14 protein-coding genes are annotated in these 14,480 nt (G+C 68.2%); 3 read left to right on the top strand and 11 right to left on the bottom strand.

From position 1 onward, the window contains the following. Positions 1–20 precede the first annotated feature (20 nt). The 10 genes from KF889_25155 to KF889_25110 all read right to left on the bottom strand — a co-directional run bounded on the left by KF889_25155 (position 21) and on the right by KF889_25110 (position 9,565). The gene (locus tag KF889_25155; GenBank protein ID MBX3502747.1) at positions 21–419 is read right to left on the bottom strand and encodes a type II toxin-antitoxin system death-on-curing family toxin; all 399 of its coding nucleotides are present in this window, start codon (positions 417–419) and stop codon (positions 21–23) included. Continuing rightward, complete coding sequence (locus tag KF889_25150; protein MBX3502746.1) at positions 416–637, bottom strand: AbrB/MazE/SpoVT family DNA-binding domain-containing protein; 222 nt, start codon at positions 635–637, stop codon at positions 416–418. The genes KF889_25155 and KF889_25150 overlap by 4 nt, the downstream gene beginning before the upstream one ends. Positions 638–668: 31 nt before the next feature. Further along, positions 669–1,841, bottom strand: a complete 1,173-nt coding sequence (locus KF889_25145) for an MFS transporter (protein MBX3502745.1) — start codon at positions 1,839–1,841, stop codon at positions 669–671. Positions 1,842–1,988: 147 nt separating this feature from the next. Beyond that, positions 1,989–2,648, bottom strand: a complete 660-nt coding sequence (locus KF889_25140; protein ID MBX3502744.1) for a cysteine hydrolase — start codon at positions 2,646–2,648, stop codon at positions 1,989–1,991. Positions 2,649–2,753: 105 nt separating this feature from the next. Next, complete coding sequence (locus tag KF889_25135) at positions 2,754–4,310, bottom strand: ABC transporter ATP-binding protein (protein MBX3502743.1); 1,557 nt, start codon at positions 4,308–4,310, stop codon at positions 2,754–2,756. 181 nt (positions 4,311–4,491) lie between these two features. Further along, complete coding sequence (locus KF889_25130) at positions 4,492–5,169, bottom strand: cysteine hydrolase (GenBank protein ID MBX3502742.1); 678 nt, start codon at positions 5,167–5,169, stop codon at positions 4,492–4,494. Then, positions 5,166–6,164, bottom strand: coding sequence for a formamidase (locus KF889_25125; protein MBX3502741.1), 999 nt, complete (start codon positions 6,162–6,164; stop codon positions 5,166–5,168). Before KF889_25125 ends, KF889_25130 begins: the two co-directional genes overlap by 4 nt. Before the next feature lie 97 nt (positions 6,165–6,261). Beyond that, positions 6,262–7,185 carry an ABC transporter permease gene (locus KF889_25120; GenBank protein MBX3502740.1) on the bottom strand — a complete coding sequence of 308 codons (924 nt, stop codon included), beginning with the start codon at positions 7,183–7,185 and terminating at the stop codon, positions 6,262–6,264. A 165-nt stretch (positions 7,186–7,350) separates the two neighbouring features. Beyond that, a complete protein-coding gene (locus tag KF889_25115) occupies positions 7,351–8,313 on the bottom strand; it encodes an ABC transporter permease (GenBank protein ID MBX3502739.1) in 963 nt (320 codons plus the stop codon). 139 nt (positions 8,314–8,452) lie between these two features. Beyond that, positions 8,453–9,565, bottom strand: coding sequence for a BMP family ABC transporter substrate-binding protein (locus KF889_25110; protein ID MBX3502738.1), 1,113 nt, complete (start codon positions 9,563–9,565; stop codon positions 8,453–8,455). Positions 9,566–9,903: 338 nt separating this feature from the next. On the opposite strand from KF889_25110, the gene KF889_25105 reads away from it, so the two are divergent. After that, a complete protein-coding gene (locus KF889_25105) occupies positions 9,904–10,263 on the top strand; it encodes a VOC family protein (GenBank protein MBX3502737.1) in 360 nt (119 codons plus the stop codon). Positions 10,264–10,276: 13 nt separating this feature from the next. Here the strand turns inward: KF889_25105 and KF889_25100 are convergent, their stop codons facing one another. Further along, positions 10,277–11,506, bottom strand: a complete 1,230-nt coding sequence (locus KF889_25100; protein ID MBX3502736.1) for an MFS transporter — start codon at positions 11,504–11,506, stop codon at positions 10,277–10,279. Positions 11,507–11,698: 192 nt separating this feature from the next. Here KF889_25100 and KF889_25095 point away from each other — a divergent pair, with 192 nt between their 5' ends. Next, entirely contained in the window at positions 11,699–13,651 is a 1,953-nt protein-coding gene (locus KF889_25095; GenBank protein MBX3502735.1) for a protein-L-isoaspartate(D-aspartate) O-methyltransferase, read from the top strand. A 104-nt stretch (positions 13,652–13,755) separates the two neighbouring features. After that, positions 13,756–14,457, top strand: a complete 702-nt coding sequence (locus tag KF889_25090) for an alpha/beta hydrolase (GenBank protein MBX3502734.1) — start codon at positions 13,756–13,758, stop codon at positions 14,455–14,457. Positions 14,458–14,480 lie beyond the last annotated feature (23 nt).

The following is a 14,480-nucleotide window of genomic DNA, read 5'->3' as shown; positions in this document are numbered from 1 at the left end:
TGCCCACAGATGGTGGACGGTCAGCCTTCCGCCAAGTGCCTGCGGTACCACGCCGCGAGCGTGGGCTCGTCCAGGCGCCCAGCCGCCAACTCCGTGAAGACCAGTGCGGCATCGACTTCTGTTGCGTTGAGATCGAAGCCGTTGTGGGCGAGGAAAGCGTAGGCCGCTGTGAACGCAGTACGTTTATTGCCGTCGACGAAAGGATGATTTCGCGCAATGCCGAACGCGTAAGCCGCCGCCAAATCCGCGGCGTCGGGCCCGCCGTAGGTCGCGAGGTGCTGTGGACGCGCGAGGGCCGACTCCAGCAGCCCCTGATCGCGGGTGCCGCTGCTGCCTCCATGTTCGGCGATTTGCTCGACGTGCATCGCCAAGACGGCGCGCAGAGGCAGCCATTGCCAGATGCGCGATGGCCGAGTCACTTTGCAAGTTCGCGCAGCGCGTTTCGATACTTGCGCATGCCTTTGCGCGCGGCCTCCATCACCGCGTCGAATTCCGCATCATAGGGCGTCAGTTCGATACCGTTCGGCGTCTCGACAAGGGTCAGCGTGTCACCCTTCTCGATCTTCAGCCGCGCCAGAACTTCCTTCGGTAGGACGACTCCCACCGAGTTGCCGACGGTTGTGACCTTGACTTTCATGGTTATAACTTAAGTTATAAGTTACGAATTTTCAAGCTGCCCCGCCCTGCGCCGCGACCCTCGCCGTGGGCCTGTCGTTCATCAGCAGCTGGGCGGTGCCGGCGATCAGGCCGATCAGCACGCCGATCTTCCAGGCCGTCTCGTAGTTGCCCATCAGGTCGTAGAGGTAGCCGCCGCCCCAGGCGCCGAGGAAGGAGCCGGCCTGGTGGCTGAGGAAGGCGAAGCCGGTGATGGTCGAGAGGTAGCGCAGGCCGAAGATCTGCACGACCAGGCCGTTGACCAGCGGGATCACGCCCAGCCACAGGATGCCCATGGCGGCGGCGAAGATCAGCGTCGTCGCCGGCGTCGGCGGGATCATGAAATAGAGCGCCAGCACGGCCGAGCGCGACAGATACAGGCCGCCCAGCAGGTAGCGCTTGGGGAAGCGGTCGCCGAGCCAGCCGGCGCCCCACGAGCTCAGGATGTTGAAGCCGCCGATCAGCATCAGCGCCAGCGCGCCGTAATAGGCGCCGTCCATGCCGCAGCTCGCCAGATAGGTCGGCAGGTGGGTGGTAAGGAACACCAGCTGCAGGCCGCAGACGAAGTAGGCGCAGGCCATGATGACGAAGCCGCCATGGCTGCGTGCTTCGCCCAGCGCAGCGCGGATCGTCATCTCGCGGTCGGCGGCGGTGCCGTTGGGCAGGCGGTCTGCGCCGCCGCCGATGAAGGCGGCGGGCAGCATTGCCAGGCCGAGGATGGCGAAGGCCCACAGCCCGGCACGCCAGCCCTCGGTGCTCAGCATGTACTGCGCCAGCGGCGCAGTGAGCAGACTCCCGACCGAGCCGGCGGCGCCGACGATGCCGAAGGCAAGGGTACGGCGTTGCGGCCTGACCACGCGCGCGGCGATGTTGGAGGTGATGCTCGAGCTGGTGCAGGAGAGCGCCGTGCCGATCAGCAGGCCGACGCCGATGGTGATGTGCAGCGCGCTCGTGGCGGTCGCGGCGAGGTAGAGTCCGAGGATGTACATCGTGCTGCCGCCGATGGCGACCCAGCGCGTGCCGAAGCGGTCCGCGAGCATGCCGGCGAAGGGCTGCGTCACGCCCCAGGCGACCTGCTGCACCGCGACGGCGAAGGCGAAATCGGCGACGGCGATGCCGAGCCCCTCGGCCGCCGGCTTCTGGAACAGGCCGAGGTTCTGACGCATGCCCATGGCCAGGGTCATCATCAGCGCGGCGCTGCCAAGCAGGGCATAGGCCTGCCGGCGCGCGACAAGCTCGGTATGGAACGGACGCGACATGGCGCGCAGTGTACGGCCGCGCGGAGTCGCGTGACCATGCGTGCGCGGCATGGCTGCCCGCGATGCGGAAGCGCTTTACAGCGCGGGCAGCACCTTCGCGAGCGGCGCCGTCCAGCCGACGATGGCGCCCTGGGCACGGATCATGTCGAGCGTGGCGCGCTTGAACTCGGGGAAGTAGCTCTCGGTGCAGTCCTCGACCAGCAGGCACTCATAGCCGCGGTCGTTGGCCTCGCGCATCGTCGTCTGCACGCAGACTTCTGTCGTGACGCCGGCGAACAGCAGATGGGTGATGCCCAGGCCGGCGAGCGTGGCGTCGAGCGGCGTGGCGTGGAAGGCACCCTTGCCCGGCTTGTCGAGCACGATCTCGCCGGGCAGCGCGGCGAGCTCTGGCACGATGTCGGCGCCCGGCTCGCCGGCGATGAGGATGCGGCCCATCGGGCCGGGATCGCCGATGCGCAGCGCGGGCTTGCCGCGCGTCAGCTTGGCCGGCGGGCAATCCGACAGGTCGGGCCGATGGCATTCGCGCGTATGGATGATCGGCAGCTTCGCCCTGCGCGCGCTGTCGAGCAGCCGACGCACCGCAGGCACGATCGCCGCGACGGGACGCACGTCGTTGCCAAGCGTCGCACCGAAGCCGCCGGGCTCGACGAAGTCGCGCTGCATGTCGATGACGATCAGGCCGAGCTTGCCGGCGGGGAACTCGAAGGCATAGGGCTGGGCGTCGATCACGGGCATGGCTGCGGTACCTTTGTCATCCCGAGCACAGCGAGGGATCCAGGAAGACCGCGTAGATCCCTCGCTGCGCTCGGGATGACAGTCGGGGTGGGTCGGCCAATCATCTCAATGACCAGCCATGTGGTGGCCGACGATGTCGGGGCGCGCCTCGGCGATTGGCGCGTCGTAGGCGATGCGGCCCTCGAACATCACCAGCACGCGGTCGCTGAGCTCGAAGATCTCGTCCAGGTCCTCGCTGACCAGCAGCACCGCGGCGCCGGAATCGCGCGCCTCGACGATGCGCTTGCGTGTCTCGGCCACCGCGACGAAGTCCAGCCCGAAGCAGGGATTGGCGACCACCAGCACGCGCGCGGCCCGGCCGAGCTCGCGGCCGAGCACGGCGCGCTGCACGTTGCCGCCCGACAGCGTGCCGATCGGCGCGTCGGGGCCGGGCGTGCGCACCTTGAAGGTCGAGATCAGGCCGCGCGCACGGTCGCGCATCGAGCCGGGCTGCAGCCACCAGCCGCCTTTGGCGTGCGGCGGGCGGTCGAAATCGCGGAACGCCATGTTCTCGGCCACGCTCATGGCGCCGACGCAGGCGTTGCGCAGCGGCTCCTCGGGCAGGCAGGCGACGCCGAGCGCCGAGGCCTCGGCGCGCGTGGCACCATAGGCCTTGCCATCGATGGCGATGCCGCCTTCGTCGGCTAAGCGCTGGCCGGCAAGGATCTCGACCAGCTCGCGCTGGCCGTTGCCGGAGACGCCGGCGATGCCGACGATCTCGCCGGCGCGCACGTCGAGCGTGGCGCCGCGCAGCATGCGCTTGCCGGCCTCGTTGGTGACCGCGAGGCCGTCGACCTTCAGCCGCACCGCGCCGGCGTCGCGTTGAGCGCGCGAAGCCGGCGGTGCGACTTCGCCGTCGCCGATCATCATCGCCGCGAACTGCTCGGGCGATCCCGTGGCGACATCGGCGCTGCCGACCAGCCTGCCCTGGCGCAGCACGGTGACGCGGTCGGCGAAGGCCATCACCTCGCGCATCTTGTGGGTGATCATCATCACGGTGATCGACTTCGCGCGCGTCATGGCGCGCAGCAGGCCGAGCACTTCCGTCGCCTCGCCCGGCGTCAGCACCGAGGTCGGCTCGTCCAAGATGAGGAACCGGTTGTCGAGATAGAGCTGGCGCAGTATCTCGACCTTCTGCTTGTCGCCGGCGGCGAGGTCGGCGGCATACGCGTCGAGCGGCACCTTGAACGGCATCTTCGCGAGGAAGGCCTCGAGCTTCGCGCGTTCGGCCTTCCAGTCGAGCACCGCCGGCAGCCGGGCGCGCGACAGCACGAAGTTCTCCAGCACCGTCATGCCCGGCACCAGCGTGAAGTGCTGGTAGACCATGCCGATGCCCAGCGCCTGCGCCGCGCGCGGCCCGTCGACCAGCTGTTCGCGGCCGTCGATCATCAGCTGGCCGCTGTCGGCGTGATAGAAGCCCATCACGCATTTCACCAGGGTGCTCTTGCCGGCGCCGTTCTCGCCCAGCAACGCGTGCAACTCGCCGGCCTCGACCTTCAGCGACACGTCGTCGAGCGCCTTGTTGGCGCCGAAGGCCTTGCTCATGTGCACGGCCTCCAGCGCCAGCGCGCGCGGCAGGTCGGCGGGGCGCGGCGGCTCGCCGATGACGTCCGACGGCGTCATGACGGCATTCTTTCCTTCTCCCCGCGAAGGCGGGGAGAAGGTGCCGAGCGCAGCGAGGCGGATGAGGGGCTTCCTTGCGCAACGACGAATGTCGTCGTTGTTGAGACTCTGCAAAGCCCCTCATCCGCCCTTCGGGCACCTTCTCCCCGCCTGCGCGGGGAGAAGGAATTGAAAACGGCCATCACGGCAATCCCCCGATGAAGTCTGCGCTGCTGGACACCGAGCCGAACACGCCGCCCTGCATCTTCACCATCTTGATCGCCGCGAGATGGTTGCCGTGGTCGGTGGCGCCGCAGCAATCCTCGAGCAGCAGGCATTCGAAGCCGCGGTCGTTGGCCTCGCGCATCGTCGTGTGCACGCAGACGTCGGTGGTGATTCCCGTCAGCACGATGTTCTCGATGCCGCGCGTGCGCAGCAGCAGCTCGAGGTCGGTGGCGCAGAAGCTGCCCTTGCCGGGCTTGTCGATGATCGGCTCTCCCGGCGTCGGCGCCAGCTCGGAGATGATGTCCCAGCCCGGCTCGCCGCGCACCAGGATGCGCCCGCACGGGCCGGGATCGCCGATGCCGGCACCGATGCGCTGCGAGCGCCAGCGCTTGTTGGCCGGCAGATCGGAGAGGTCGGGGCGATGGCCCTCGCGCGTATGGATGACGTGGTAGCCCTTGGCGCGCATCGCCTTGAGCACGCGCTTGATCGGCTCGATCGGCGCGCGGGTCAGCGACAGGTCGTAGCCCATCGTGTCGACATAGCCGCCCTTGCCGCAGAAGTCTGTCTGCATGTCGATGATGATCAGCGCCGTGTTCGCGGGGCGCAGGTCGCCGTTGTAGGGCCAGGGATAGGGATCGGCGGCGATCGTGCTCACGACGCGCCTCCGTAGCTGCGGTTGGGCACCGGGAAGCCGCAGCTCGTGCCGTCCTTGACCTTCACCTGGTCCTCCCACGGCAGGCGGTATTTGCCGCCGACGAGGTCGCGCATATAGGTGTAGGGGCAGTCGCCGGCGCCGTCCCTGACCGCGACGTAGCCGCGATGGCCGAACTGGTAGATGTTGTTCTCCACGCCCCACCCGTTGCGCGCCTCGCGGATCAGGTCGGGCCTTACTTCCGCGGTGATGATCTCGTCGGGCACGCCGCTGCCTTCGACCAGCATCGTGCCGTCGAAGTCGCAGATCATCGCCTCGCCCATCGAGTTGAACGTGCCGTCGGTGCCACACATGCAGACCGAGGCGGTGGCCATCAGGTTGCAGAAGGCGTTGGACTGGTTGGTGACTTTCCAGGCATGGCGGATCGGCGCGGTGTAGCCGGCGGTGCGCAGCATGATCTCGGCGCCCTTGTAGGCCGCCTCGCGCGCCATCTCCGGGAACATGCCGTCGTGGCAGATGATCAGCGAGAGCTTCGAGCCGTTGGGCCCGTCGCACACCGGGATGCCGATATTGCCCGGCTCCCATGGCTCGACCGGCACCCAGGGATGGAGCTTGCGGTAGTAGAGGCGGATCGCGCCGGTGTCGTCGATGATCAGGCCGCTGTTGTAGGGATTGCCGTCGGGGTTGCGCTCCATGATCGAGAAGCAGCCCCAGATCCTGTTCGCATGACAGGCGCTGCGGAACGACGCGACCTCCGGCCCGTCGAGATCGCACAGGATCTCCGGCCGCGTGTCCATCGACAGGCCGTGCAGCGAGTACTCGGGAAACACGACGAGATCCATCGTCGACATGCCACGCCTGGCCTTGGCGACCATCGACACGATCTTCGCCGCCTGCTTCGTGACGTCGGCGCGCGTCTCGATCACCGGCAGCTGCAGCTGTACCAGCCCGATCACCACGCCGTTGGCCGATTTGTTGAGTCCGCCCAGTCCGCTCATGGTTCTCTCCCTCTCCCTGTCATCCCGAGCGCAGCGAGGGATCCAGGATCGCCCTGGATCCCTTGCTGCGCTCGGGATGACACTTGGATTTCATGATCTATCGCGTGACGCCCAGCTCGGCCGGCGCGCCGCGCAGGCTGCGCGTGGGCGAGCAGGTGGCGATCATGATTCCCAGGGTCAGCACGTAGGGCGCGGCACCGAACAGGTAGTAGCCCCAGGTGACCCCCACGGATTGCAGCGACGGCCCGAGCGCGCCGGCGGCGCCGAACAGCAGCGAGGCCCAGATGCAGCGGATCGGCTGCCAGCGTGCGAAGATCACCAGCGCGATCGCCATCAGGCCCTGGCCGCTCGACAGGCCCTCGTTCCACGAGCCGGGATAGAACAGCGACAGGAACGCGCCGCCGATGCCGGCCATCGCGCCGCCCGCCGTGGTGGCGACGAAGCGCATGGTCTGCGCCGAATAGCCCATGGCGCGCACGGCTTCGGCGCTGTCGCCGGCGGCGCGCAGGATCAGGCCCCAGCGCGTGCGGCCGAGGAACCAGGTCAGCGCCAGCGACAGTAGGATGCCGACGACGAACAGCGGATTGATCTCCAGCGCCGCGCGCAGTTCCGGCTGGTCGATCCACCAGCCCAGCGGAATCGCCGGCAGGTTGGGCGCCTTGGGCTGCACGAAGGGCTTGCCGAGGAAGAAGGCGATGCCGGTGCCGAACAGCATCAGCGCGATGCCGACGGCGATGTCGTTGACCTTCGGCAGGCCGCAGAGCAGCGCATGCAGGCCGCCGAGGAAGGCGCCGGCCGCCATCGCCACCAGCACGCCGAGCCACGGCGAGCCGCTGAGATAGGAGATGCCGTAGGCGCCCATCGCGCCCAGCACCAGCGTGCCCTCGAGGCCGAGGTTGATGCGGCCCGAGCGTTCGGTAAGGCACTCGCCGAGGCTGACGAAGATGTACGGCGTGCTGACACGGATCGCACCGCCCAGCATCGCCACCGGCACGGCCCAGAGCCCGAGGTCATCGGCCATGGGTGGACTCGCAATTTCTTTCTACCTTCCCTCGGAGGGGGAAGGTGGCGCGCGCAGCGCGACGGATGGGGGATGTCTCAACGACAGCGGTGTTCGTCTTCGACATGCCCCATCCGCCCTGTCGGGCACCTTCCCCCTCCGGGGGAAGGTAAGGTGCTGGGCCGCTCATGCCTTGCCACCGAACATGCTGCGGCCGCGCAGCGTTTCGCTGGCGAGCAGGACGACGAAGAGGATGCCCTGCAGCACCAGCACGGTGGCGTCGGGCAGGTCCATGCGCCGCTGCAACAGGCCGCCGGCGGCGTTGATGCCGCCGAACAGGATCGCGACGGGAATCACCGCCGACGGCTCGTGGCGCGCGAGGAAGGCGACTAGGATGCCGGTGAAGCCGTAGCCGGTATTGAGCGAGGCATTGGCCTTGCCGTGGATGGCGGCGACCTCGATCATGCCGGCGAGACCGCCGGCGGCGCCGGCCATGGCGCAGGTGGCGATCACCAGCCGGCCGATCGGCAGGCCGGCCATCCGCGCGGCACGCACATTGCCGCCGACCATGCGGGTGGCGAAGCCGAAGGTCGTCTTGCGCATCAGCACGGCCATGGCGAGGCAGACGACGACGCCGATCGCCAGACCCCAATGCACGTCGGTGCCGGGAATCGCGCCGATCATGTGCTGATCGCCGATCGAGGCCGTCGACGGCTTGTTGAGGCTGGCGGGATCGCGCAGCGGGCCTTCGACCAGGTGGTTGAATACCGCGACGGCGATGTAGGTCAGAAGCAGGCTGGAGATCGTTTCGTTGACGCCGCGCGCGTGGCGCAGCCAGCCGGCCAGCGCGATCAGCGCCGCGCCTGCGACCATCGCCGCCGCCGCCATCAGCAGCATCGCCGGCACGTAGGGCGCATCGACCAGCAGCACGCCGATCGCCGCCGCGGCGAGCCCGCCCAGCACGATCGCGCCTTCGCCGCCGATGATCACCAGACCGAGGCGCGCCGGCAGCGCGGTGCACAGCGCCACCAGCAAGAGCGGCGCGGCGCGCAGCAGCGTGTTCTGCAGCGAGAACCAGCTGGCGAAGGCGCCGGTCCAGATCAGGCCGTAGACCTCGAAGGGATCGGCGCCCGACGCGAACAGGAACATCGCGAAGATCACCGCCGTGACCAGCAGGGCAAAGACGGTCGGCGCGGCGGCCTGCGCCGCCGCCGTCGCCCTGGCACCCCACGCCGCCGGCCGCGCGGCGTCGACGCCGGCGGCCGTTGTGACGCTCACCGCCCGCGCCCTAGGCGATGACGCCTTCGACCATCCAGTTCATCGTCTCCAGCCACGGATCGGTCTGGGCGTGCGACTTGCCGGCGGCGATGACGGTGTTTCCCTTGTTGTCCTTCATCGCGCCCTTGAAGATGGTGAAGGCGCCGCCCAGCATCTGCGCCTTGATGCCGTCGGCCATGGTGCGCGCCTTCTCGGGCACCGCCGCGCCGTAGGGCGAGGTCTTGACGAAGCCTTCCTTCAGGCCGCCGCGCACGAAATTGCCCGGCGCCTTGCTGGCCTTCATGTCGGCGATGAAGTCGGTATAGACCTTGTGCCAGTTCCACTCGGCGCCGGTGAGATAGCCCTTGGGCGCCAGCTTCGCCTGGTTGGCGTGATAGCCGCAGGTCATGATGCCGCGCTTCTCGGCGGTCTCGACCACGACCTTCGGGCTGTCGACATGGCAGGTCACGACGTCGACGCCCTGGGCGATCAGGCTGTTGGTCGCCTCGGCTTCCTTGACCGGCAGCGCCCAGTCGCCGGTGATGATCACCTGCGTGGTGATCGCCGGGTTGACCGAGCGCGCGCCCAGGGTGAAGGCGTTGATGTTGCGGAGCACCTGGGGGATCGGCTTGGCGGCGACGAAGCCCAGCTTGCCGCTCTTGCTGGCGTGGCCGGCGACGACGCCGTTGAGATACTGGCCCTCGTCGATGTAGCCGAAATAGCTGCCGGTATTGGCGGGGTGCTTGCCCGCGGTCCACAGGCCGCCGCAGTGGCGGAACTGCATCTTCGGGTACTTCGCCGCGATCTTCAGCATGTGCGGGTCGAAGTAGCCGAACGAGGTCGGGAACAGCAGCGTGGCGCCGTCGAGGTTGATCATGCTCTCCATCGACTTTTCGACGGCGACCGTCTCCGGCACCTTCTCCTCTTCCAGCACCTTCACCCCGGCCATCTTCTTCAGCGCCGCGGCGCCCTCGGCATGGGCCTGGTTGTAGCCGTAGTCGTCGCGCGGCCCGACATAGATGAAGCCCACGACCAGCGGCTTGCCCTGGGCCAGCGCGCCGGAGAGCGGCAGGGTGGCGGCGGCGAGGCCGGCGGCGGTGGTGCCGAGCAGACGGCGGCGGCCGATTGCGGTGAAGTCGTTCATTAGCGTTCCCCCTGAAGGCGGAGGCCTCGAGCGGCCTCGATCGCGTCAGGAGGAAGAGCAAGCGATGGGCCAACGCGGAAACGCCGCTGAACAAGCGCCTCGGCGAGGCTGGAATCCCCCGTCATCCGGAAAATCTCCTGTCATCCCGAGCACCGCGAGGGATCCAGGGAAGCCGCCTGGCTCTCTTGCGGTGCTCGGGCTGAAAGGGGTGGCGACTAACCACAAGGCGCTTCAGTGCCTAAATTTCAGGCAGAAACCCGAAATTGTGTACAGTGGCCGCGCTTGCAACTTTGCCGCTCGAGCGGGCGTTCGGACCGATCAGGCTCCGGAGACGCACCATGAACCTTCAGAAGAGCTACACCTCACTGCTCACCGCAGATCTCGCGGCAGCCGAAGGTTGGTACACGAAGCTGCTCGGTCGCAAGCCGGACCACCGACCGATGGACACGCTGGTGCATTGGGAGCTCTTCGACCATGGCGGGTTGATGCTGTCGAGCAGCGAGGAGATCGCCGGAAAAGGTGTGTTGTTCCTGTACGTGAACGACGTCGCGGCCGAACGCCGCCGGCTGCAGGGTCTGGGCATCACGCTCGGGGATGACATCAAGGGCGACTACTCGACACTGGCTCCAGTGCATGATCCTGATGGCAACCTGGTCATGCTGGCGACGCCGCCTTCGCGGGCCTTTCCGCCAGCGTGAACCCTGCCCGGCGCTATGCTGGCTGTGCCGCCATGCGCGCCGTCGGCCGTTCATCCATCAGCAGCTGCATCGTGCCGGCGATCAGGCCGATGACGACGCCGATCTTCCAGGCGAGGTCGTAACTGCCGCCCCAGTCGTAGAGCAGGCCGCCACCCCAGGCACCGACGAAGGAGCCGAGCTGGTGGCTGAAGAAGGTGATGCCGTAGAGGGTCGCCATGAAGCGCAGGCCGAAGATCTGCGCGATCAGGCCGTTGACCAGCGGCACCACGCCCAGCCAGGTCAGCCCCATCGCGGCGGCGAACAACAGGGTCGACAGCGGCGTGGCCGGCAAAGCGAAGTACAGGCCGAACACTGCCGTGCGCGCGAGATAGATGATCGCCAGCAGCAGCCGCTTGGAGTAGCGGTCCGACAGCCAGCCGAACAGGAACGAGCCCACGACATTGAAGGCGCCGATCAGCGCCAGCGCCTGCGCGCCGACCATCGGGTCGATGCCGCAATTGGCGAGATAGGTCGGCAGGTGCGTGGTGATGAACACCAGCTGCAGGCCGCAGACGAAGAAGGCGACCGTCATCACCACGTAGCCGCGATGGCCGCCGGCCTCGATGAGCGCTTCGCGCAGGGAAAGCGCGCGGTCGGTGGGGGCGGCGACCGGCACGCGATCGGCGATGCCCGTCGCGAATGCGGCGGGCAGGATGGCGATGGCCAGCGCCAGGAAGCCGAGCAGCGCCATCTGCCAGTCGAAGGCCTGCATCATGGTTTGCGCGAAGGGCGCGCAGATCAGCGTGCCAAGTGAGCCGGCGGCGGCGACGATGCCCACGGCGAGCCCGCGCCGCGGCGGCGAGACGCTGCGCGTGGCGGCGCTCAAGGTCGTGGCAAAGGCGGTGAAGGAGAGCGCGATGCCGATGCCCACGCCGGCGCCGAGGATCAGCGTCAGCAGGGAGCCGCCCCAGATCATCAGCGCCAGCGAGACGGCATAGATCGCGCCGCCTGTCAGCGCGATCCAGCGCACGCCATAACGGTCGACCCACGGGCCGATCATCGGCTGGGTTATGCCCCACACCGCGTTCTGCACCGCCAGCGCCAGGGTGAAGTCGGCGGCCGAGAGCTGCAGGTCGCGCACCATCGGTGGCATGAAGAGGCCCAGGCTCTGGCGCATGCCCATGCTGAGCGAGAGCATCGTGGCGGCGCCGATCAGCACGGCGATGGTGTGGGCACGCGGAAGCGGTGCGGCACTACGGGTCATGGGTCGCGTCTGTGGCCGTTCGCGCGCGCCGGCACAACCGCAGAATTCGCACCTATGGGTGATGGGAAATCATGTGACGGCAACGTCGCTGTGACGAGGTCGTTGAGCGATGGGATGCACTTTTCTCCCCGCCTTCGTGGGGAGAAGTCAGCGGAGGCTCCCGTGCTCGACGTCGTCGACGCCCGCGACCGCATGGTCGACATCCATATCGCGCGGCGCGGCGTGCGCGACCGCCTTGTGCTCGATGCGATGCGCCGCGTGCCGCGCGAGGCCTTCGTCGAGCCCGGCATGGAGGAGTTCGCCTACGAGGATTCGCCATTGCCGATCGGCGAGCAGCAGACGATCTCGCAGCCCTATATCGTGGCGCTGATGACCGAGGCCGCCGAGGTGAAGCCCGGCGACAAGGTGCTGGAGATCGGCACTGGCTCGGGCTACGCCGCAGCGGTGCTGGCGGAGATCGCCGATCGCGTCTTCACCATCGAACGCCACGCCAGCTTGGCCGAGACTGCGCGGCGACGGCTGCGCGATGCGGGTTGCGACAATGTCGAGGTGCGTGCCGGCGACGGCACCAGGGGTTGGCCCGAGGAGGCGCCGTTCAACGCGATTCTGGTGGCCGCGGGCGGGCCCACGGTGCCGCAGGCGCTGAAGGAGCAGCTCGCGCCCGGCGGCCGCCTGGTGATTCCCGTGGGCGACGAGTTCGGCCAGCAGTCGCTGGTCAAGGTGACACGTAGCGGCCGGCGCTATCACGAGGAGAACCTCGGCGGCGTGCGCTTCGTGCCGCTGATTGGCGAGCAGGGCTGGGCCGAGGATGGAAGCCGCGCGGCGAGCAGCCATCTGCCGGCGCGAACGCGCAGCCTGTCGCAGATGATCGCCGATGCGGCTGAGCCCTTGCCCGGTCTCGACGACCCGAATTTCGGCGCGCTGTTCGAGCGCTACGCCGATCGCCGCGTGGTCCTGCTGGGCGAGGCCAGTCACGGCACGTCGGAGTTCTATCACGGGCGGGCGGCGATCACGCGCCACCTGATCGAGAAGCGGGGCTTCGAGATCCTCGCCGTCGAGGCCGACTGGCCGGACGCAGCCGCTGTCGACCGCTACGTGCGCCACAAGCCGGCGCGGCTCGATGTCGAGCCGCCATTCCAGCGCTTCCCGACCTGGATGTGGCGCAATCTCGAGATGGACGCGCTGCTCGACTGGATGCGCGCGCACAACGACGGCGTGCCAGTCGACCGACGCGCCGGCTTCTACGGTCTGGACCTCTACAACATGCACGGCTCGATCGCCGCCGTGCTGGCCTATCTCGACAGGGTCGATCCGCAGGCGGCCGCCGTCGCACGCGAGCGCTACGGCTGCCTGACGCCGTGGCAGCGCGATCCGGCGACCTATGGCCGCGCGGTGCTGACAGCGGGCTACGGGAAGTGCGAGGAGGCGGTGATCGCGCAATGCCGCGACCTGCTGCGCCGGCGCCTGGAGTATGCAGGCCGGGACGGCGAGAGCTTCCTCGACGCGGCGCAGAACGCGCGCCTGGTCGCCTCGGCCGAGCGCTACTACCGCATCATGTATTACGGCGGCGCGCAGTCCTGGAACCTGCGCGACACGCACATGTTCGAGACGCTGCAGAATCTGCTGGAGGCGCGCGGCCCGAACTCCAAAGCAATCGTCTGGGCGCATAACTCGCATATCGGCGACGCGCGTTTCACCGACATGGGCAATGTGCGCGGCGAACTCAATCTCGGCCAGCTTTGCCGCCAGCGATTCGGCAAGCAGGCGGCGCTGATCGGCTTCGGCACCCATACCGGCACGGTGGCCGCCGCCGACGACTGGGACGGCGACATGGAGGTCAAGGCGGTGCGACCCTCGCATCGCGACAGCGTCGAGCGGCTTTGCCACGACAGCGGCGTGTCGCGCTTCCTGCTCGACCTCGGCGGCGATGCGGCCCTGCGCGGCCGGCTGCTGGAGCCAAGGCTGCAGCGCTTCATCGGCGTGATCTACCGGCCGGAGAGCGAGCTTCTCAGCCACTACAGCGACGCGTCGCTGCCGCAGCAATTCGACGCCTATGTCTGGTTTGACGAGACCAGCGCGGTGACGCCGCTGGGCGCCGAGCACGCGCGGCCCGGCGCACCGGATACCTATCCCTTCGGCCTGTAGGGCCGCCCTGCTTTCCCCGGAGAAGCGAAGGTTGAGAACGGTTATGCACCGTGACTCGCGCGCATGGATCGGCGAGGCTGCGCCCGCGCGGCAGGGGGAGATTGATGGCGACGTACGTGCTGGTGCATGGGCCTTCGCAGGGCGGATGGATCTTCGGCCGGGTGGCGAAGTTGCTGCGCGCCAAGGGGCATGACGTCTATACGCCGACGCTGACCGGCGCGGGCGATCGCAGCCATATCCGCGCCGAGGCAAACCTGTCCCTGCACATCGAGGATGTCGCCAACGTGCTGCGCTACGAGGCGCTCAACGATGTCGTGCTGTGCGGCCACGCCTATGGCGGCTTCGTCATCAGCGGCGTCGCCGATCACATGCCCGGCCGGGTGCGCTCGCTGGTCTATATCGACTCGTTCATCCCCGAGAACGGCGATGCGCTGTGGAAGCACATGCCGGTGCCCTTCGTGCCGATGTTCCTCGGCAGCACCGCCGGCCAGGGCGGGCTGCGCATCGAGCCGGTGCCGGGCGAGGTCTTCAACCTCAACATGGCTGATCGCGAGATGTTCGATGCCCGCTGCACCGGCATGCCGATCGCCTGCCTGCTCGAGGCCATCCAGCTCAACGGCGCCTGGCGCACGGTGCGGAACCGTCACTACGTCTCGACGACCGGCTGGGCGCCATCGCCCTTCCTCGCCGAGGCCGAGAAATTGAAGGCCGAGCCCGGCTGGAAGCTCCACAGCAGCCCGGCCGGACACCTCGTCATGCTCGACGACCCGCAATTCGTGGCCGATGTGCTGCAGCGGGCGGTCTGACCGTCACAACCAGAAATTGGTGG

The sequence above is a fragment of the Alphaproteobacteria bacterium genome, from assembly GCA_019635875.1.
GTDB lineage: Bacteria > Pseudomonadota > Alphaproteobacteria > Reyranellales > Reyranellaceae > JAFAZJ01.
This window is presented reverse-complemented; position numbering and strand designations above follow the sequence as displayed.